15 protein-coding genes are annotated in these 19,647 nt (G+C 61.2%); 11 read left to right on the forward strand and 4 right to left on the reverse strand.

Annotated features, from left to right (window positions below; genetic code table 11):
- The first annotated feature begins 277 nt into the window (after positions 1-277).
- The 6 genes from rpsF (at position 278) to ACO77H_RS02530 (ending at position 6,261) form a co-directional block, all read left to right on the forward strand.
- Positions 278-700 carry a 30S ribosomal protein S6 gene (gene rpsF, locus ACO77H_RS02505; protein ID WP_003217491.1) on the forward strand — a complete coding sequence of 141 codons (423 nt, stop codon included), beginning with the start codon at positions 278-280 and terminating at the stop codon, positions 698-700.
- Between the two features lie 29 nt (positions 701-729).
- Positions 730-960 carry a 30S ribosomal protein S18 gene (rpsR, locus tag ACO77H_RS02510; protein ID WP_003171373.1) on the forward strand — a complete coding sequence of 77 codons (231 nt, stop codon included), beginning with the start codon at positions 730-732 and terminating at the stop codon, positions 958-960.
- A 36-nt stretch (positions 961-996) separates the two neighbouring features.
- Positions 997-1,890 (forward strand): hypothetical protein, encoded by an 894-nt coding sequence (locus ACO77H_RS02515; RefSeq protein ID WP_170042461.1) that lies wholly within the window; start codon positions 997-999, stop codon positions 1,888-1,890.
- Between the two features lie 18 nt (positions 1,891-1,908).
- On the forward strand, positions 1,909-2,355 hold the full coding sequence (rplI, locus tag ACO77H_RS02520; RefSeq protein ID WP_003171376.1) for a 50S ribosomal protein L9: 447 nt from the start codon (positions 1,909-1,911) through the stop codon (positions 2,353-2,355).
- 108 nt (positions 2,356-2,463) lie between these two features.
- Positions 2,464-3,858 carry a replicative DNA helicase gene (gene dnaB, locus ACO77H_RS02525; protein WP_038445597.1) on the forward strand — a complete coding sequence of 465 codons (1,395 nt, stop codon included), beginning with the start codon at positions 2,464-2,466 and terminating at the stop codon, positions 3,856-3,858.
- Between the two features lie 99 nt (positions 3,859-3,957).
- Positions 3,958-6,261 carry a YgiQ family radical SAM protein gene (locus ACO77H_RS02530; RefSeq protein ID WP_432754957.1) on the forward strand — a complete coding sequence of 768 codons (2,304 nt, stop codon included), beginning with the start codon at positions 3,958-3,960 and terminating at the stop codon, positions 6,259-6,261.
- 95 nt (positions 6,262-6,356) lie between these two features.
- Here ACO77H_RS02530 and ACO77H_RS02535 read toward each other — a convergent pair whose 3' ends face one another.
- Entirely contained in the window at positions 6,357-6,707 is a 351-nt protein-coding gene (locus ACO77H_RS02535) for a hypothetical protein (protein WP_169952194.1), read from the reverse strand.
- Between the two features lie 23 nt (positions 6,708-6,730).
- Here ACO77H_RS02535 and ACO77H_RS02540 point away from each other — a divergent pair, with 23 nt between their 5' ends.
- From ACO77H_RS02540 to ACO77H_RS02550, 3 genes are all read left to right on the forward strand, one after another.
- Positions 6,731-10,015: a DUF2126 domain-containing protein gene (locus ACO77H_RS02540; RefSeq protein ID WP_432754958.1), complete on the forward strand. Its 3,285-nt coding sequence runs from the start codon at positions 6,731-6,733 to the stop codon at positions 10,013-10,015.
- A 194-nt stretch (positions 10,016-10,209) separates the two neighbouring features.
- The gene (locus ACO77H_RS02545) at positions 10,210-12,696 is read left to right on the forward strand and encodes a circularly permuted type 2 ATP-grasp protein (protein ID WP_432754959.1); all 2,487 of its coding nucleotides are present in this window, start codon (positions 10,210-10,212) and stop codon (positions 12,694-12,696) included.
- Positions 12,696-13,592 carry a transglutaminase family protein gene (locus tag ACO77H_RS02550; RefSeq protein ID WP_169952188.1) on the forward strand — a complete coding sequence of 299 codons (897 nt, stop codon included), beginning with the start codon at positions 12,696-12,698 and terminating at the stop codon, positions 13,590-13,592. The genes ACO77H_RS02545 and ACO77H_RS02550 overlap by 1 nt, the downstream gene beginning before the upstream one ends.
- Positions 13,593-13,673: 81 nt before the next feature.
- On the opposite strand, the gene ACO77H_RS02555 is transcribed toward ACO77H_RS02550, so the two are convergent.
- The gene (locus tag ACO77H_RS02555) at positions 13,674-13,862 is read right to left on the reverse strand and encodes a hypothetical protein (RefSeq protein ID WP_169952186.1); all 189 of its coding nucleotides are present in this window, start codon (positions 13,860-13,862) and stop codon (positions 13,674-13,676) included.
- A gap of 382 nt (positions 13,863-14,244) precedes the next feature.
- Between ACO77H_RS02555 and azu the strand changes: the two genes are divergently transcribed.
- Positions 14,245-14,691, forward strand: a complete 447-nt coding sequence (gene azu, locus ACO77H_RS02560) for an azurin (RefSeq protein WP_169952184.1) — start codon at positions 14,245-14,247, stop codon at positions 14,689-14,691.
- A 133-nt stretch (positions 14,692-14,824) separates the two neighbouring features.
- Here the strand turns inward: azu and nadE are convergent, their stop codons facing one another.
- Both nadE and pncB read right to left on the reverse strand, forming a co-directional pair.
- Positions 14,825-15,652 (reverse strand): ammonia-dependent NAD(+) synthetase, encoded by an 828-nt coding sequence (gene nadE, locus ACO77H_RS02565; RefSeq protein ID WP_169952181.1) that lies wholly within the window; start codon positions 15,650-15,652, stop codon positions 14,825-14,827.
- A 3-nt stretch (positions 15,653-15,655) separates the two neighbouring features.
- Complete coding sequence (gene pncB / locus ACO77H_RS02570; protein WP_169952179.1) at positions 15,656-16,870, reverse strand: nicotinate phosphoribosyltransferase; 1,215 nt, start codon at positions 16,868-16,870, stop codon at positions 15,656-15,658.
- Positions 16,871-17,258: 388 nt separating this feature from the next.
- Between pncB and ACO77H_RS02575 the strand changes: the two genes are divergently transcribed.
- Positions 17,259-19,643 (forward strand): type VI secretion system Vgr family protein, encoded by a 2,385-nt coding sequence (locus tag ACO77H_RS02575; RefSeq protein WP_432754960.1) that lies wholly within the window; start codon positions 17,259-17,261, stop codon positions 19,641-19,643.
- The last annotated feature ends 4 nt before the right edge of the window (positions 19,644-19,647 follow it).

Below are 19,647 nucleotides of genomic sequence, written 5' to 3' on the forward strand. Positions count from 1 at the left end.
GAGCTGGCTTGCCTGCGATAGCATCACCTCAGTACACCTGATGTGCCGAGGTGTCTGCATCGCAAGCAAGCCAGCTCCCACACAAGCCTGTTCCCACATTGGTTTTTGGTCAAATAATCACCAATTGCCTTGCACCCTTTCTCCCCCTTCTCTACAATTGCGCCCCTTGCCTTCCTGGCGGGCACCGATGTGCCTCCCTTCGGCAAGATTCCTAAGTGTCATTCACTCCTTGTCTGACCGTTTTTGAGCGGCAGGCTACAACCCGTAAGGAGCATTCATGCGTCATTACGAAATCATCTTTTTGGTCCACCCGGATCAAAGCGAGCAAGTCGGCGGCATGGTTGAGCGTTACACCAAGCTGATCGAAGAAGACGGCGGCAAAATCCACCGTCTGGAAGATTGGGGCCGTCGTCAACTGGCCTACGCAATCAACAATGTTCACAAGGCTCACTACGTGATGCTGAACGTTGAGTGCACTGGCAAGGCCCTGGCCGAGCTGGAAGACAACTTCCGCTACAACGATGCAGTGATCCGTAACCTGGTCATCCGTCGCGAAGAAGCCGTTACCGGCCAATCCGAGATGCTCAAGGCTGAAGAAAACCGCAGTGAGCGCCGTGAGCGTCGCGACCGTCCTGAGCACGAAGGCGCTGAAAGCGCTGATAGTGATGACAGCGACAACAGCGATAACGCTGACGAGTAATCCACGGACCTTATTAAGGAGCCTATCAAATGGCACGTTTCTTCCGTCGTCGTAAGTTTTGCCGCTTCACCGCTGAAGAAGTGAAGGAGATCGATTACAAAGATCTCAACACTCTGAAAGCCTACGTATCCGAGACCGGCAAAATTGTTCCAAGCCGTATCACCGGTACCAAAGCTCGTTATCAGCGTCAGCTGGCCACCGCTATCAAGCGCGCCCGCTTCCTGGCCCTGCTGGCCTACACCGACAGCCACGGCCGCTGAGACCGGGCAGTCGACAAGTAGTAAGGGATTGAATGCATGCGCGCCTTAGCTGAGTTCATCATGCGCGGTCGTGTGCAGGCCACTCTGGTAGTGGCTGGATGTGCTGCATTGCCGTTGTTGTATTGGTTGGGTGCTGCCGCAGGAAGCCTTGTGCTGCTGCGGCGCGGTTTGAAGGACGCCCTGGGCGTCCTTGCCCTGGGGTTGCTGCCGGCCTTGATCTGGTGGCTGCAATTCGACGATCCGCGGGTACTTCTGGTACTGCTGGGGTCTTCGAGCCTTGCGTTGGTTCTGCGCGCAAGTGAGTCCTGGGTCCGTACGCTGCTGGTCAGCGTGGCATTGGGAGTGGTGTATTCAGTGGTGCTTGGCGCGGCTTTCCGCCCGCAAATCGAGGCGCTGTCGCAGGAGTTGGTAAAAATCCTGCCACTGGCCCTCGGGGATCTCTACCAGCAATTGTCGGTAGATGAGCGAGCGCGCATGGCCACACTGATTGCTCCGGTTCTTACCGGCCTGATAGCGGCACTGTTGCAGATCGTCAGTGTGCTGAGCCTGATTCTTGGGCGCTACTGGCAGGCGTTGTTGTATAACCCAGGTGGTTTTGGTCGCGAGTTTCGCAGTATCAGAATCCCCGCAGGACCAGCGATGTTGCTGCTGGCGTGCATGCTTGTAGGGCCGAACTTCGGTCCGCAAATGGCCATGTTGACGCCGTTGTGCAGCGTACCGCTGGTGATTGCCGGGCTGGCCCTGATTCACGGGCTGGTGGCGCAAAAGCGCCTGGCCAGGTTCTGGCTGGTGGGGTTGTACGTGACGCTGTTGCTGTTTATGCAACTGATCTATCCGTTACTCGTGGTCTTGGCCATTGTCGACGGCCTGATTGATTTTCGCGGTCGTCTGGCGCCGAAAGACGCCGATAACGCGAACGGTGAAGGTTAAAAGTTAGAGGATTTTCACATGCAACTGATCCTTCTGGAAAAAGTCGCCAACCTGGGCAACCTGGGCGACAAAGTAAACGTTAAGGCCGGCTACGGTCGTAACTACCTGCTGCCATACGGCAAAGCCACCGCTGCAACCGCTGCCAATCTGGCCGCGTTTGAAGAGCGTCGCGCTGAGCTGGAAAAAGCTGCAGCAGACAAGAAAGCTTCGGCTGAAACCCGTGCCGCCCAACTGGCTGAGCTGGAAGTGACTATCACTGCCACCGCCGGTGACGAAGGCAAGCTGTTCGGTTCGATCGGCACCCACGACATCGCTGATGCACTGACCGCCTCCGGCGTTGAAGTGCAGAAGAGCGAAGTTCGTCTGCCGAACGGCACCATCCGCAACGTAGGCGAATTCGACGTAGCCGTGCACCTGCACGCTGAAGTTGAAGCCACCGTACGCGTTGTAGTGGTAGCAGCTTAAAGCAAGCTAACTGACTGGCACCCCCGGTGCCAGGCGGTTAACATCGGGCACGATCCTGTTTACAGGTCGTGCCTTTTGTTTTTTCAGACCCCCTAATTTCAAGTGGCCATGAACGATATCTCCGCTCCTGAGCAATACGATCTGCAAACCGCTGCCCTGAAGGTGCCGCCGCATTCCATCGAGGCCGAACAGGCCGTGCTCGGTGGCTTGATGCTGGACAACAACGCCTGGGAACGCGTGCTCGATCAAGTCTCGGACGGTGATTTCTATCGCCATGACCACCGCCTGATTTTCCGCGCCATCGCCAAACTGGCCGACCTTAACTCCCCCATCGATGTCGTGACCCTTGCCGAGCAATTGGACAAGGAAGGTCAGACCTCGCAGGTGGGCGGCCTCGGTTACCTGGGCGAATTGGCGAAAAACACGCCATCTGTCGCCAACATCAAGGCCTACGCGCAGATCGTCCGCGCACGAGCCACCTTGCGACAGCTGATTGGCATCGCCACGGAAATCGCCGACAGCGCCTTCAACCCCGAAGGCCGCACGGCAGAAGAAATCCTTGATGAAGCCGAACGGCAGATCTTCCAGATCGCCGAAGCGCGGCCCAAGACCGGCGGCCCGGTCAGCGTCAACGACCTGTTGACCAAGGCCATCGACCGCATCGATACGCTGTTTAACACCGACAATGCCATCACCGGGCTGTCCACTGGCTACACCGACCTCGACGGCATGACCAGCGGCCTGCAACCGGCTGACTTGATCATCGTCGCCGGTCGTCCGTCCATGGGTAAGACCACGTTTGCCATGAACCTGGTGGAGAACGCGGTACTGCGCAGCGAGAAGGCCGTACTGGTGTACTCCCTGGAGATGCCAGGTGAATCGCTGATCATGCGGATGCTCTCGTCCCTGGGCCGCATCGACCAGACCAAGGTGCGTGCCGGTCGCCTCGAAGACGACGATTGGCCGCGCCTGACCTCGGCGGTCAACCTGCTCAACGACCGTAAGCTGTTCATCGACGATACCGCGGGCATCAGCCCGTCGGAAATGCGCGCACGCACCCGGCGCCTGGTGCGTGAGCACGGCGATGTCGGCCTGATCATGATCGACTACCTGCAATTGATGCAGATCCCTGGTTCCGGCGGCGACAACCGGACCAACGAGATTTCCGAAATCTCGCGCTCCCTCAAGGCCCTGGCCAAGGAGTTCAACTGCCCGGTGGTTGCGCTCTCGCAGCTCAACCGCTCCCTGGAGCAGCGGCCGAACAAACGCCCGATCAACTCCGACTTGCGTGAATCCGGAGCGATCGAGCAGGATGCCGACGTGATCATGTTCGTGTACCGGGACGAGGTTTATCACCCGGAGACCGAACACAAAGGCATCGCCGAGATCATTATCGGTAAGCAGCGGAACGGGCCGATCGGCACCACGCGCCTGGCGTTTATCGGTAAATACACACGTTTCGAAAACCTCGCGCCGGGCAGCTACAACTTCGAGGACGAGTAAAAGACGGTCTCGCCAATTCCGACTGCAAAGGTCGGAATTGGTCAAAATTTGTGCTATATTCCGCGCCCGCGATTTTTCATCTCAACACCGGTCACCGTCATGCAAACAGCCAAGCCGTTATTTGACTATCCCAAGTATTGGGCCGAATGTTTCGGTCCAGCGCCATTCCTGCCCATGAGCAGGGAGGAGATGGATCAGCTTGGCTGGGATTCATGCGACATCATCATCGTCACCGGCGATGCCTACGTTGACCATCCGTCGTTTGGCATGGCGATCATCGGCCGGCTGCTGGAGTCCCAGGGCTTTCGCGTCGGGATCATTGCCCAGCCCAACTGGCAGTCCAAAGACGACTTCATGAAGCTCGGCGAGCCGAACCTGTTCTTCGGCGTCGCGGCCGGCAACATGGATTCGATGATCAACCGCTACACCGCCGACAAGAAAATCCGCTCCGACGACGCCTACACCCCAGGCGGCATGGCCGGCAAACGCCCGGACCGGGCGAGCCTGGTGTACAGCCAGCGCTGCAAGGAAGCCTACAAAAACGTGCCGATCGTGCTCGGTGGTATCGAGGCTTCGCTGCGCCGCATCGCCCACTACGACTATTGGCAGGACCGGGTGCGCAACTCGATCCTGATCGACGCCACCGCCGATATCCTGCTGTACGGCAACGCCGAACGGGCGATTGTCGAAGTTGCCCAGCGCCTGTCGTGGGGCCACAAGATCGAAGACATCACCGACGTGCGCGGCACCGCGTTCATTCGCCGTGACACGCCGGAAGGCTGGTACGAAGTGGACTCCACCCGTATCGACCGTCCGGGCAAGATCGACAAGATCATCAACCCGTACGTGAATACCCAGGACACCCAGGCCTGTGCCATCGAGCAGGAAAAGGGCCCGGTTGAAGACCCGGAAGAGGCCAAGGTCGTACAGATCCTGGCCAGCCCGCGCATGACCCGTGACAAGACGGTCATTCGTCTGCCGTCCGTGGAAAAAGTCCGTGGCGACTCGGTGCTGTATGCCCACGCCAACCGCGTGCTCCACCTGGAAACCAACCCAGGCAACGCCCGCGCGCTGGTACAGAAGCATGGCGAAGTGGACGTGTGGTTCAACCCGCCGCCCATTCCCATGACCACCGAAGAAATGGACTACGTGTTCGGCATGCCTTACGCCCGTGTCCCACACCCGGTGTATGGCAAAGAGAAGATCCCCGCCTACGACATGATCCGCTTCTCGGTGAACATCATGCGTGGCTGCTTCGGCGGCTGCACCTTCTGCTCGATCACCGAGCACGAAGGCCGGATCATCCAGAACCGTTCCGAAGAGTCGATCATTCGCGAGATCGAAGAAATCCGCGACAAAGTCCCGGGCTTTACCGGGGTGATTTCCGACCTCGGCGGGCCGACCGCGAACATGTACCGCATTGCCTGCAAGAGCCCGGAAATCGAATCCGCGTGCCGCAAGCCGTCCTGCGTATTCCCAGGCATCTGCCCGAACCTGAACACCGACCACTCGTCGTTGATCCAGCTGTACCGCAGCGCCCGTGCGTTGCCGGGTGTGAAGAAGATTCTGATCGCTTCCGGCCTGCGCTACGACCTGGCCGTGGAGTCGCCGGAATATGTCAAAGAGCTGGTGACCCACCACGTCGGTGGTTACCTGAAGATCGCCCCGGAACACACCGAGGAAGGTCCGCTCAACCAGATGATGAAACCGGGCATCGGCAGCTATGACAAGTTCAAGCGCATGTTCGAGAAGTACACCAAGGAAGCGGGCAAGGAGCAGTACCTGATCCCGTACTTCATCGCCGCCCACCCCGGCACCACCGATGAAGACATGATGAACCTGGCCCTGTGGCTCAAGGGCAATGGCTTCCGTGCCGACCAGGTGCAGGCGTTCTACCCCTCGCCAATGGCCACCGCCACCGCGATGTACCACTCGGGCAAGAACCCGCTGCGCAAGGTCACCTATAAGAGCGACGCGGTGACCATCGTCAAGAGCGAAGACCAGCGCCGTCTGCACAAGGCGTTCCTGCGCTACCACGACCCCAAAGGCTGGCCGATGCTGCGTGAAGCGCTGACGCGCATGGGCCGCGCCGACCTGATCGGGTCGGGCAAGGAGCAGTTGATCCCGCTGCACCAGCCGTCCACCGACAGCTACCAGAGTGCTCGTCGCAAGAACTCGACGCCGGTGGGCAGCCATAAGGTCGCCAAGGAAACCACCACCAAGATCCTCACCCAGCACACCGGCCTGCCGCCCCGTGGCAGCGACGGCAGCAACCCGTGGGACAAGCGCGAACAAGCCAAGGCCGCGGCCATGGCGCGCAACAAGCAGGCAGCTAAAGAACGCACCGACGCGGCCAAGGGCAAAGGCAAGAAGCCTGCGCGCAAGCCGGTCGTGCCGCGTTGATCGCCGCCTGAAATGCAAAACGCCAGCCTCCGTGCTGGCGTTTTGCTTTGTCGCGGGTGGGAAACCTGCTTGTTAAGGTGGCGCCCGTCAAGCCGTCATCGCAGGCAAGCCAGCTCCCACATCTGATCAGGTTCACAATTTAAAATTGTGGGGGCTGGCTTGCCTGCGATGACGCCAGACCAGCCACCCTCGACCTCGAGGGAGAAAACCAGCTCAACATCAAGCACCAGCGCCACATACTCCATGCGCCAAGCCGTCATCGCCGCGCGCAAAACGCGCTGATTGGGTAGATTCACCACTGCGCCCCGCACTTGCGCCACAAATATGTGCAACCCTCGCACCACGGCGGTCACTCTCGCGCCGTTTTGGTGCTGTACTGCACCGGGTCCCTCGATAAAGCGCAATGACCGCCGCACTGGCATAAGTCTTGCGCGCTTTGTTTCCATGCCCTGGCTCGCAGGAGGCCGCCGTGTCGATTCATGTCGCGTTGCACCATGTTACGCATTACCGCTACGACCGCGCTGTGGAGCTTGGCCCGCAGATTGTACGCCTGCGCCCGGCAGCCCATAGCCGCACGCGGATCCTGTCCTACGCGCTGAAGGTGCTGCCCGAGCAGCATTTCATCAATTGGCAGCAAGATCCCCAGGGCAATTACCTGGCGCGCCTGGTGTTCCCGGAAAAGACCGACGAGCTGCGCATCGAGGTCGATCTGGTGGCCGAGATGGCGGTGTTCAATCCGTTCGACTTTTTCCTTGAGCCCTACGCCGAACACATCCCCTTCAGCTACGCCGCCGATGAGCAGCGCGAGCTGGCACCGTATCTGGAAACCCTGCCGCTGACCCCCAAGTTTGCCGCGTACTTGGCCGGTATCGACCGCACGCCGCTGCCGGCCGTGGATTTCCTGGTCGGCCTCAACCAGCGCCTGGCCGCCGATATCGGCTACCTGATCCGCATGGAGCCTGGCGTACAAACCCCCGAATTCACCCTGGAAAACGCCTCCGGCTCCTGCCGTGACTCGGCCTGGCTGCTGGTGCAATTGCTGCGCAACCTGGGCTTGGCGGCACGGTTTGTCTCCGGCTACCTGATCCAGTTGACCGCCGACGTCAAGGCCCTCGACGGGCCCTCCGGTACCGAGGTGGACTTCACCGACCTGCATGCCTGGTGCGAGGTGTACTTGCCCGGTGCCGGCTGGATCGGCCTGGATGCCACCTCCGGCCTGTTCGCTGGTGAAGGGCATATCCCGTTGGCGTGTAGTCCTGATCCATCGTCTGCCGCCCCGATCAGTGGGCTGGTGGAACCGTGCGAGTGCGAATTTACCCACGAAATGTCGGTGGAGCGCATCTGGGAAGCGCCGCGCGTCACCAAGCCCTACACCGAAGAGCAATGGCTGGCGATCCAGGCCCTGGGCCGGCAGATTGATAGCGACCTGCTCAGGGACGATGTGCGCCTGACCATGGGCGGCGAGCCGACATTTGTTTCGATCGACGACCCCGACGGCGCCGAGTGGAACACCGCCGCCCTCGGCCCGGACAAGCGCCGGCTGTCTGCCGAGCTGTTCCAGCGCATGCGCAAGCACTACGCGCCCAAGGGCCTGGTGCACTTCGGCCAGGGCAAGTGGTACCCCGGCGAGCAACTGCCGCGCTGGTCGCTCAATTGCCATTGGCGTCGGGACGGCGTGCCGGTCTGGCACAACGACGCGTTGATTGCCGACGAGCAGCAGGACTACGGTGCGGATGACGTGATGGCAGGGCGCTTCCTGGCGAGCATTGCCGAGCGCCTGAAGCTCCCCGCACGCTTTGTATTCCCGGCCTTCGAGGACAATTTTTACTACCTGTGGCGCGAAGGAGCCTTGCCGCAGAACGTCAGCCCCCAGGATTCGCGCCTGGACGATGAGCTGGAGCGCGAACGCCTGCGCAAGGTGTTCAGCCAGGGCCTGGATAAAGTCATCGGCCACGTACTGCCCCTGGCGCGCACGGCGGCCAACGACCGTTGGCAGAGCGGCCGTTGGTACCTGCGCGACACCCACTGCCGGCTGGTGCCGGGTGATTCGCCACTGGGCTATCGCCTGCCCTTGGCCTCTCAGCCCTGGGTGACGGCGGCAGATTACCCCTTTGTGCATCCGACCGATCCCAATCAGGATCTGCCGGCGCTGGCCATCACCACGCCAGGCCTTGGCGAGCCTGCGCCCAGCGATGAGCGTGTGCCCAAGATCGACGAGTCTGCCGACTGGCTGACCCGTACCGCCTTGTGCGCCGAAGCGCGGGGAGGGCGGCTCTACCTGTTCATGCCGCCCCTGGAGCGGGTCGAGGATTACCTGGAGTTGGTGAGTGCCATCGAGGCCACCGCCCAGGAACTGCATTGCCCGGTGCTGCTGGAAGGTTACGAGCCGCCGAGTGACCCACGCCTGAGCAACTTTCGTGTGACGCCAGACCCTGGCGTGATCGAGGTCAACGTGCAGCCGTCCGCCACCTGGGACGAACTGGTGGAGCGCACCGAGTTCCTCTATGAAGAGGCCCGGCAAACCCGCCTGACCACCGAAAAATTCATGATCGACGGGCGCCACACCGGCACCGGCGGCGGTAACCACTTTGTGCTGGGTGGGGCCACGCCCAAGGATTCGCCGTTCCTGCGCCGCCCGGACCTGTTGCGCAGCCTGATCAGCTACTGGCATAACCACCCGTCGTTGTCGTACCTGTTTTCCGGGCTGTTTATCGGCCCGACCTCCCAGGCACCACGGGTGGATGAGGCGCGCAACGACGCGCTGTATGAACTGGAAATCGCCTTCGCGCAAATGCCCGCGCCAGGCGAGGAATGCCCGCCGTGGCGGGTGGACCGCTTGCTGCGCAACCTGCTGATCGACGTCACCGGCAATACCCACCGCGCCGAATTCTGCATCGACAAGCTCTACTCGCCAGATGGCGCCACCGGGCGCCTGGGCCTGCTGGAGTTGCGCGCTTTTGAAATGCCGCCCCATGCGCGCATGAGCCTGACCCAACAGTTGCTGCTGCGCGCCCTGGTGGCGCGCTTCTGGCGTGAACCCTACGCGCCGCCGAAGCTGGCGCGCTGGGGCACGGAGCTGCACGATCGCTTCCTGCTGCCGCACTTTATCGAGCAGGACTTTGCCGACGTGATTGTCGAGCTCAACGCCGCCGGTTATCCGCTGCGCGCCGAGTGGTTCGCGGCACACCTGGAGTTTCGCTTTCCCAAGGTCGGCGACTATGCCGTCAGCGGTATCGAGCTGGAACTGCGCCAGGCCCTGGAGCCCTGGCATGTACTGGGCGAAGAGGGCGCGGCGGGCGGTACGGTGCGCTATGTGGATTCATCCCTTGAGCGCTTGCAGGTAAAACTCAGCGGCCTGGCGCCGCAGCGCTATGTGCTGACCTGCAACGGGGTGGCCGTGCCACTGCACGCTACCGGCCGGGTCGGCGAGTTTGTGGCGGGTGTGCGTTATCGCGCCTGGCAACCGGCCAATTGCCTGCAGCCGACCATCGCCGTGCATGCGCCGTTGGTATTCGACTTGCTGGATACCTGGATGCAACGCTCCCTGGGTGGTTGCCAATACCACGTGGCCCATCCGGGCGGGCGCAATTACGACAGCTTGCCGGTGAATGCCAACGAAGCGGAAAGCCGACGCATGGCGCGGTTCTTCCGTTTGGGCCACAGCCCGGGGAAATTACCGGTGCCGACGGTGGTGATCAACGATGAACTGCCAATGACCCTGGATCTGCGGCGCTTCGCCAATAAAAATGACTAAACACAACTCCACCTATAGGAGCGGGCTTATGTGGGAGCGGGCTTGCCCGCGATGACGGAATATCAGCCAGTACATGCATTGGCCGACACACCGCTATCGCGAGCAAACCCGCTCCCACGCAAGCCCAGTTTCCACAGAGGATTTGCAATGTTTGTTGGGTTAATCTGAGCCCCCTTGCCCCTGCCGAGCGTTCCATGTCCGACTTGCTCGACCGTTACCCGCTGACTGCGGGCACCTATCACGAACTGCTGGATGACAGCGGCGCCGTGCGCGCCCATTGGCAGCGCCTGCTCGACCATCTGCAACGCAGCACCCCGGCGCAACTGGCCCAGCGCCAGGCGTTGTTGACGCGGCAGATCCAGGAAAACGGCGTGACCTACAACGTCTATGCCGACCCCAAGGGCGCCGATCGCCCATGGGAACTGGACCTGCTGCCCCACGTATTGGCGGCGGATGAGTGGGCGCATTTGTCGGCAGGCATTGCCCAACGCGCGCGCTTGCTCAATGCGGTGCTGGCCGACCTGTACGGCCCGCAACGCCTGATTGCCGAAGGCTTGCTGCCGGCAGAGCTGGTGTTTGGGCATAACAACTTCCTGTGGCCTTGCCAGGGCATCCAGCCGCCTGATGGGGTGTTCCTGCATCTGTACGCGGTGGACCTGGCGCGCACCCCGGATGGCCGCTGGTGGGTCACGGCGGACCGTACCCAGGCGCCGTCCGGTGCCGGCTACGCCCTGGAAAACCGCACCATCGTTTCCCGCGCATTCCCGGATTTGTATCGCGACTTGCAGGTGCAGCACCTCACCGGGTTCTTCCGCACCCTGCAGGAAACCCTGGCCCGCCAGGCCCCCGGCGATGACCAGCCGCCGCTGATCGTGCTGCTGACCCCGGGGCGCTTCAATGAAAGCTATTTCGAACACCTGTACCTGGCCCGCCAGCTTGGCTACCCCCTGGTAGAAGGCGGCGACCTGACCGTGCGCGACAGCACCGTGTACCTGAAAACCCTCAGCGGCCTGCGCCGCGTGCACGCGATCATGCGGCGGCTGGACGATGATTTTTGCGACCCCCTGGAGCTGCGCACCGACTCGGCCCTGGGCGTGCCCGGCCTGCTGGACGCGGTGCGCCAGGGCAATGTGCTGGTGGCCAACGCCCTGGGCGCCGGCGTGCTGGAGTCCCCTGGGCTGCTGGGTTTCCTGCCGAAGATCAATCAGTTTCTGTTTGGCGAAGAACTGATTCTGCCGTCCATCGCCACCTGGTGGTGCGGCGAAGCGCCGGTGCTGGCCGAAGCCCTGGAAAAACTGCCGGAGCTGCTGATCAAGCCAGCATTTCCCTCGCAGAGTTTTGCCCCGGTATTTGGCCGCGACTTGAATGCCGAACAACGCCAGGCCCTGGCCGAACGCATGCAGGCGCGCCCATACGCCTACGTGGCCCAGGAGCTGGCGCAGCTGTCTCAGGCGCCGGTCTGGCACACCGTGGATGACCATCTGCAACATCGCGCCATCGGCATGCGTGTGTACGCGGTGGCCGGTGAGGATGGCTATCGGGTGCTGCCGGGTGGCCTGACCCGCGTGGCGGCCCATGCGGACGCCGAAGTGGTGTCGATGCAGCGTGGCGGGGCGAGCAAGGACACCTGGGTGCTGGGCGAGCGTGCCCCCGGCGGCGAACAATGGCGCGCGCAGAGGGTGATCGGCACCCATGACCTGGTGCGCCGCGACCCGTACCTGCCGTCGCGCGTGGTAGAAAACCTGTTCTGGTTCGGCCGCTACTGCGAGCGCTGCGATGACAGCGCGCGCTGGCTGCGCATCGTCCTCGCCCGCTATGTCGATGGTGACGACCCGTTGGCCTTGCAGGCCGCCGTGGAACTCGGCGAAAGCCTGCGCCTGCTGCCGGAGGAGGGCGAGTTGCCCGAGCGCCTGCTACAGGCCCTGCTCGGTGATGACTGGCCGTCGAGCCTGCGTGCCAACCTGCAGCGCTTGCAGTGGGCGGCGTCCCAGGTGCGCGGCAAGCTGTCCCGAGAGAACTGGCAGGCTCTGGTGGAGCTGCAGCGCGAAGCCCTGGAGCTGGAGCGCGAAGCGCCGGACTTTGGCCAGTTGCTGGACTTCCTCAACCGCCTGGTGATGTCCCTGGCGGCGCTGTCCGGCTTTGCCCTCGACGACATGACCCGCGACGAAGGCTGGCGCTTTTTGATGATGGGTCGGCGCATCGAGCGCCTGCAATTTCTCAGCAGCAGCCTCGCGGCCTTCCTGCGCGGGGTGGCGGTGTTCGACCAGGCCGGGCTGGAGTGGTTGCTGGAGCTGGGCAACAGCAGCATCACCTACCGTTCGCGCTACCTGGCGGTGCCGCAATTGATTCCGGTGCTGGACCTGTTGTTGCTGGATGAACAGAACCCCCATGCGGTGCTGTTCCAGCTCAAGCTGGTGAGCCGCACCTTGCGTCGGCTCAACGATGACTTCGGCGTGCCCCGCGAGGCCGGACTGGCGCCGCTGGTGGAGCGTCTGGCGCGCTTTGACCTGGGCTGCCTGGAAAACCCGCTGTTTGGTGATGCCAGCGTGCGCGCGGCCCTCGATGGCCTGGCGGACCTGCTGCAGGCCGTCGCCGATGAAAGCGGGCAGGTCTCCGATCGCCTGGCCCTGCGCCATTTTGCCCATGTAGATGATGTCAGCCAGCAAACGGTGTCTGTGTGATGAGCGCGCGCTACCAGATTTTCCACGATACCCATTACCACTATGACAGCCCGGTGTCCCTGGCCCAGCAACTGGCGCACTTATGGCCGCGCCCGTGTGCCTGGCAGCGCTGTACCTCGCGGCAACTGGAGATCAGCCCCGAGCCGACAGCGCGTCGTGATGAGCTGGACGTGTTTGGCAACCCGATCACCCGGCTGGCGTTCGAGCGGCCCCATGATGAATTGCTGGTCAACGCTGGCTTGACCGTGGAAGTGCTGGCCCGGCCCGTGCTGGACTTCAGCCAGTCACCGCCCTGGGACCAGACCCGCAACCGCCTGACCTACAGCGGCCAGCCATTGTCGTTGGAGGCCATCGAGGCGTGCCGCTATCGTTTCGAGTCGCCCTACGTGCACTTGAAGAAAAACTTCGTCGAGTTCTCCGAGAGCTGCTTTGCGCCCGGCCGGCCGCTGTTGCTGGGGGTACAGGCGTTGATGGAGAAGATTTTTTGCGAGTTCACCTTCGATGCCGAAGCCACCCAGGTGGCCACGCCGCTGGTGGAGGTGCTGGAGCGTCGACGGGGGGTGTGCCAGGACTTTGCCCACCTGATGCTCGCCTGCCTGCGCTCACGGGGCCTGGCGGCGCGTTATATCAGTGGCTACCTGCTGACCCAGCCGCCGCCCGGCCAGCCACGGCTGATCGGCGCCGATGCGTCGCACGCATGGGTGTCGGTGTTTTGCCCGTTGTCGGGCTGGGTGGATTTTGATCCGACCAACAATGTGCAGCCGGCACTGGAACACATCACCCTGGCCTGGGGCCGGGATTTCTCCGATGTCTCGCCGTTGCGCGGGGTGATCCTGGGAGGGGGCAGCCATGACCCGGAAGTGCGGGTGACGGTGATGCCATTAGACCCACTGTAAGAGCCGGCTTGCCGGCGACAGTGGTCTACCGGGCGCCGCCATCGCCGGCAAGCCGACTCCTACATAAGCCTGTGTGGTTACTCAGGCCTCGGGTGCCTGGTCTTTCGGTGTTTGGGTATCGTCAGCAGCCACTTCACCCTCGGCATCCGGGTTCAGTGCGCCTGCTTCTTCGTCGGCCGCAGCTTTCTTGCGTTGCAGCTTTTCCTCTTTCTTCTGTTCCTTGGCCAAGTCTCTCTGACGTTTGGCGAAGGAGTAATTAGGTTTTGCCATGGGCGATCCTCTGGGGTCGAAGGTGAGGTTGAGCGGCGGGTATTCTGCCTTTAAACGTGCCCCAAGGGTTAATCGGGTTTCAGAATCGCCTCTCTAGGTTAAACGTTAGTCGACATTAACCGTTTCGTAAGTACCGCTGGCGCCACAGGCATAAGCGGCAAGCAGGCTGCATAACAGGCTATTGAGGTGCATGGGGCGGACTCCAGGAAACAAAGATGAGCCGATCATAGGCCCCGTGCGGCACTTTGGCTGGTTGATTCTGTCGATCAGTCTGATAGCCTAAAGTTGTATACAATTTGTTGATTCAGATCATTGGAACATCTGCCTGCCTCAGGCACCCTTGTCGCATATGCGTTTTCTAAACCCTGCCTTGGAGATTCACATGTTTGCCAAAATCGTTGCTGTTTCCCTGCTGACTCTGGCTAGCGGCCAGTTGCTTGCTGCAGAGTGCAAGGTCACTGTCGACTCCACCGACCAAATGTCCTTTGACACCAAGGCCATTGAAATCGACAAGAGCTGCAAGACGTTCACCGTTGAGCTCAAGCACTCCGGTAACCTGCCAAAGAACGTCATGGGCCATAACTGGGTGCTGACCACTGAGGCTGATATGCAGCCGGTTGCAACCGAAGGCATGGCTGCCGGTATCGACAACAACTACCTGAAAAAAGACGACGCCCGCATCATCGCCCACACCAAGATCATCGGCGCTGGCGAGACTGATTCGGTGACTTTCGACGTGTCCAAGCTCAAGGCTGACGGCAAGTACATGTTCTTCTGCTCGTTCCCAGGACACATCTCGATGATGAAAGGCACTGTGACCCTGAAGTAAGGCTCAAGACCGCGTTATCGTTCATCGCAGGCAAGCCAGCTCCCACATTTTGATTTGTGAATACATTCAAATGTGGGAGCGGGCTTGCCCGCGATAGCGGCCTGACAATCAATACACAACCCCCCGCCTCACCTCAAGGCGCAAACGGCATCACCCGCTTGTGCTCAGTCTTGCGATAGGTCTCGCAGATAATCCTGAACGCTTCCTCACGCACCGGCTGGCCGTGCAGGAACGCATCGATCTCGGTATAGGTCACGCCATGGGACGCTTCATCCGGCTTGCCCGGTGACAGGTCTTCCAGGTCGGCCGTTGGGATTTTCTCCACCAGCGACTCCGGCGCACCAAAGTGCCGCGCAATCGCGCGGACCTGGTTTTTCACCAGCCCGCTCAACGGTGCCAGGTCGCACGCGCCATCACCGAACTTGGTGAAAAAACCCATCACCGCTTCCGCCGCATGGTCGGTGCCGATCACCAGGCCGCTCGCTGCGCCGGCGATAGTGTATTGCGCGACCATGCGCATCCGCGCCTTGGTATTGCCCAGCACAAAGTCACGAGACACCGCAGCCTTGCCTTCGAAGGCCGCTACTTCGTTGGCCAGGGCCTTGACCGCCGGGCCGATATTGACCGTGTGGCGTTCGTCGGGGTTGATAAAGTCCACGCTGGCCTGGGCATCGTGCTCGTCGAACTGGGTCTCGTAAGGCAGGCGCACCGCGATAAAGCGGTAAGCCTCATCACCTTTGAGCGCGCGCAGCTCTTTCATCGCCCGCTGGGCCAGCAGGCCTGCGGTCAGGGAGTCGACACCGCCGCTGATGCCCAGTACCAGGGTCTTGAGCCCCGAGTTGAGCAGGCAGTCCTGGATAAAGGTAATCCGCCGGGCCACTTCCGCCTCAAGGGCGGCGTGGTCCTGGAACGGTGGTTGGACCTTGAGCTGTTGGGCAATCTCACGCTGTACGGCTTGCATGATTCACTCCTCGCTAGAGATGGCAGGTACTTTGAAAACGTGGCGCAAATAGGCGACGAAGTTCGGATCCGTGCAGTGGGTCTTGCCCGCTTCATCGGAGATCTTCGCCACGGGCTGGCCATTGCAGGCGGTCATTTTAAGCACGATGCTCATCGGTTCCACACCTGGAATGTCACAGGTCAGGTTGGTGCCGATGCCAAAGCTGACATTGATCCGCCCGCGCAGCGCACGGAAAATCTCCAGGGCCTTGGGCAGCGTCAGGCTGTCGGAGAACACCAGGGTCTTGCTCATCGGCTCGATTCCCAGCTTGTGGTAGTGGGCGATGGCTTTTTCGGCCCACTGCACCGGGTCGCCGGAGTCATGGCGCAGGCCGTCGAACAGCTTGGCGAAGTACAGATCGAAATCGCTGAGGAAGGCATCGGTGGTGATGCAGTCGGTCAGGGCGATACCCAGCAGGCCACGGTACTCGCGGACCCAGCAATCGAGGGCGGCGATCTGGCTGTCGATCAGGCGCGGGCCCAGTTGCTGGTGGGCCATGATCCATTCATGGGCCATGGTGCCCAGGGGCTTCATGTCCAGCTCGCGGGCCAGGTGCACGTTGCTGGTGCCGACGAAGCGGCCGGGGAAGTCGTGCTTGAGCACATTCACCACCTCCTCCTGTACGCGGTAGGAAAAGCGCCGGCGGGTACCGAAGTCCGCGACCTGCAACTCGGCCAGCTCATCGCTGCTGGCGTTGGCGGTCAGCCAGTCGAACTTGCGATACAACTGCTCACGGGCCTGCTCCAGGATGATGGTCTGGTAGCGATAACGGTTGCGTACTTCGCTGACGATGGCCAGCAACGGCACTTCAAACAGAATCACATGCAGCCAGGGGCCGCGCAGGCGGATAAACAGCTCGCCGTTCTCAATGCCGGTCTGCACGTAGCGCAGGTTGAAGCGAAACAAGCCAAGGAAGCGCAGGAAGTCCGGCTTCATAAAGCTGATGCGTTCCAGGAAGCCCAACTGATCCGGGCTCAGGCTCAACTCGGCGAGGCGCTCGATCTGGTAGCGAATTTCTGCCAGGTAGGGGCGCAGGTCCTCGCTGTTACGGCAACGGAACTCCCATTCAACTTCCACATTGGGGTAGTTGTGCAGCACCGCCTGCATCATGGTCAGCTTGTAGAAGTCGGTGTCGAGCAGGTTCTGCACGATGCGATCGGCAAACACACTCTCGCTCATGGCGGGAATCTCCAAACGGGGCGGCGATGGCGCTGCCCTTGTACGCGCAATTAAAGGAAGGGTGCTAGTGGCGCATAGATTTGTGCCGTTTTGCCAGCAGTTTTTTTGCTAGGGCCACCCAGGCCGATATTGGCCACTGTGAGCCTCAATGACGTCGTGCCGATCCCGGTGCTCAAGGTGAGAAAAAGGAATCGAGAAGTTCCCTTCTGGGAAAGACGAATGCTCCGACATTACTGGGTGAGAAAGAGCCTTTACCCTCCTGGCTCTTTGTGAAGAGGCTTACCCAGGGACTGACATGAATGATATCCAGCACTGTATCAGCAGGTTCGAGCCACACGTTTCAGCGAAGGGGCGACCCAGTGTCTTGTGTGCTGAATAGGGAGCTCCAATGAATTCGACTCCCTTTTTCGACCACAGCCGACACACCCTGAGGGTGCGCAACGTTGAGCCCCGCCTTGATGTCTTGAATTTCACCGGCGAAGAGCGGCTTAGCCTGCCCTTTGTCTATCGTGTTGAGTTCACCTGTATCGAGCGTGATCTTACTGCCGGTGCCATGATTGGGCAGAGTGCCAGTTTCAGCATGAATGGTGCGCCGCAAAATGTGCAGAGGCGCGGTTTCACCCCACTGGCGGTTAAACCACTGCGCACACTTCATGGCGTGGTCACCGGATTCAAGCGCCTGTCCGGCTCGCTGGACGAAGCCCGCTACGAAGTCATCCTGGAACCGCGTCTGGCGTTGCTGGGACGGGGCCAACAATTTCGTATCTATCAACACCAATCAGTACCGGACATTGTCGAAAGTATCCTGCGCAGCCGCCACGATTTTGAAGGCCAGGACTTTCTCTTCAGCCTGGTGCGCGAATACCCCAAGCGCGAACAGGTCATGCAATACGGCGAAAGCGACCTGGCCTTTATCTCGCGTCTGCTGGCCGACGTGGGCATCTGGTACCGCCTCACCCGCGACGAACGCCTGAACATCGACGTGGTGGAATTTCACGATGATCAGCGTCACTACCAGTTCGACGTCGAGCTGCCTTACCGTCCGCAGTCCGGCACCAGCAGCAGCGGGCAAGACGGCGTGTGGGCCTTGCAATCGAGCCATCAGGTGGTGGAGCAGCACGTCAACATCCGCGCCTACTACCACCGTGTCGCCAATGCCCAACTCAACGGCGACGTCGACCAAAGCCGTGGCGCGAGTACCACCTACGGCGAGGCCTATCACTACGCTGAACCCTACACCGGCCTCGGCGATCCTCATGCCCAGGACGAAGACCTGCAAAGCGAAAGCGGTTTTTTCTACGCGCGCCTGCGTCACGAACGCTACCTCAACGACCAGACTCATCTCAGCGGCACCAGCAGCAGCGCCACCCTGGCACCCGGCCAAGTCCTGAAAATCTCCGGCGGCGCCCCGCAAGCCTTTGGTCCCGGTGCGGTGATTACCCACCTGACCACCCGTGCTGCTCGTGATCGCAGTTTTGAGGTCAACTTTGAGGCGATTCCTTACTCGGAAACTGTGTGCTTCCGCCCCCCGCTGCAAAAAAAGCCACAAATCGCCGGCACCGTCCCGGCCCGCGTCACCAGCCCGCAGGAGCACGACCCGTACGGCCATATCGATATCGAAGGTCGATACAAAGTTAACTTCCTCTTCGACCGCGACAGCTGGAAACCCGGCGAAGAAAGCCTGTGGTTACGCCTGGCCCGCCCATACGCCGGCGACACCCACGGCCTGCACCTGCCGCTGATCCCCGGCACCGAAGTGGCCATCGCCTTCGAACAGGGCGACCCAGACCGGCCCTACATTGCCCATGCGTTGCACGACAGCCAGCACGTTGACCACGTGACCTTGCGTAACTACAAACGCAACGTGCTGCGTACGCCGGCGAATAACAAACTGCGTATGGATGACACGCGGGGGCAGGAGCACGTCAAGGTCAGTACCGAGCACAGTGGTAAGAGTCAACTCAACTTGGGGCATTTGGTGGATGCCGAGCGCAAAAAACGTGGCGAAGGGTTTGAACTGCGTACTGACGGTTGGGGCGCAATTCGTGGCGGGAAAGGGGTGTTTATCAGTGCTGATGAACAGGCCCAGGCCACCGGTGACGTACTGGCCATGGAACCTGCTTCCAGTCAGGTCCAGGGCGCGAAACAGCAAATTGCCGATTGGCAGGAGATCGCTCAGGCGCACCATAGCCGTCAGCCCGCCATCGACGGCTTGCAACAGTTTCAGGACAGCGCCCAAGACCTGAACGCCTCGGCCATCCTGCTCAGCGCCCCCAAGGGCATCGGTGCAGTGACCCCTGCCAGCTTGCTGCTCAAAAGCGGCGACGCGCTGTACGTGCAAAGCAACGACGAGATCAACCTGGCCGCCGCCCAGCGCTTGTCTGCCCATGCCAATCAAGGCATCTCCCTGCTGGCCCAGCAGGAAGGCATGCGCCTGGTGTCCGGCAAGGGGCCGCTGGAAATTGAGTCCCACGGCGACGTGTTGAATCTGATTGCCCAGCAAGACATCACCATGCAGTCGGTACAAGGCCACCTGCAATTGACCGCCAAAAATGGCATCACCCTGGCTTGCGGCGGCGGTTACATCCGCATCACCCCAGCCGGGGCTATCGACATCCACACCCCTGGCAAGCTCAACCTTAAGGGCCAACACGTCTGGGAAACCACGACCAGCCAGAGTTTTCCGATGCCTGAGTTGCCGCAGTCGGTGTGTAAAGAGTGCCTTGAAAGGGCTCGAAAAAATGCCATCGGTTTACTGAAACGCGAAGGTTGATCGA

The sequence above is a fragment of the Pseudomonas sp. WMBT8 genome, from assembly GCF_050916005.1.
Lineage (GTDB): Bacteria > Pseudomonadota > Gammaproteobacteria > Pseudomonadales > Pseudomonadaceae > Aquipseudomonas.

Bases quoted from the DNA above. Each gene is read 5' to 3' on its own strand.
- azu (WP_169952184.1), top strand. From the start codon at position 14,245: ATGTTTGCCAAAATCGTTGCTGTTTCCCTGCTGACTCTGGCTAGCGGC.
- ACO77H_RS02530 (WP_432754957.1), top strand. From the start codon at position 3,958: ATGCAAACAGCCAAGCCGTTATTTGACTATCCCAAGTATTGGGCCGAA.
- ACO77H_RS02535 (WP_169952194.1), bottom strand. From the start codon at position 6,707: ATGGAAACAAAGCGCGCAAGACTTATGCCAGTGCGGCGGTCATTGCGC.
- rpsR (WP_003171373.1), top strand. From the start codon at position 730: ATGGCACGTTTCTTCCGTCGTCGTAAGTTTTGCCGCTTCACCGCTGAA.
- ACO77H_RS02515 (WP_170042461.1), top strand. From the start codon at position 997: ATGCGCGCCTTAGCTGAGTTCATCATGCGCGGTCGTGTGCAGGCCACT.
- ACO77H_RS02545 (WP_432754959.1), top strand. From the start codon at position 10,210: ATGTCCGACTTGCTCGACCGTTACCCGCTGACTGCGGGCACCTATCAC.
- pncB (WP_169952179.1), bottom strand. From the start codon at position 16,870: ATGAGCGAGAGTGTGTTTGCCGATCGCATCGTGCAGAACCTGCTCGAC.
- ACO77H_RS02550 (WP_169952188.1), top strand. From the start codon at position 12,696: ATGAGCGCGCGCTACCAGATTTTCCACGATACCCATTACCACTATGAC.
- rplI (WP_003171376.1), top strand. From the start codon at position 1,909: ATGCAACTGATCCTTCTGGAAAAAGTCGCCAACCTGGGCAACCTGGGC.
- ACO77H_RS02555 (WP_169952186.1), bottom strand. From the start codon at position 13,862: ATGGCAAAACCTAATTACTCCTTCGCCAAACGTCAGAGAGACTTGGCC.
- ACO77H_RS02575 (WP_432754960.1), top strand. From the start codon at position 17,259: ATGAATTCGACTCCCTTTTTCGACCACAGCCGACACACCCTGAGGGTG.
- dnaB (WP_038445597.1), top strand. From the start codon at position 2,464: ATGAACGATATCTCCGCTCCTGAGCAATACGATCTGCAAACCGCTGCC.
- rpsF (WP_003217491.1), top strand. From the start codon at position 278: ATGCGTCATTACGAAATCATCTTTTTGGTCCACCCGGATCAAAGCGAG.
- nadE (WP_169952181.1), bottom strand. From the start codon at position 15,652: ATGCAAGCCGTACAGCGTGAGATTGCCCAACAGCTCAAGGTCCAACCA.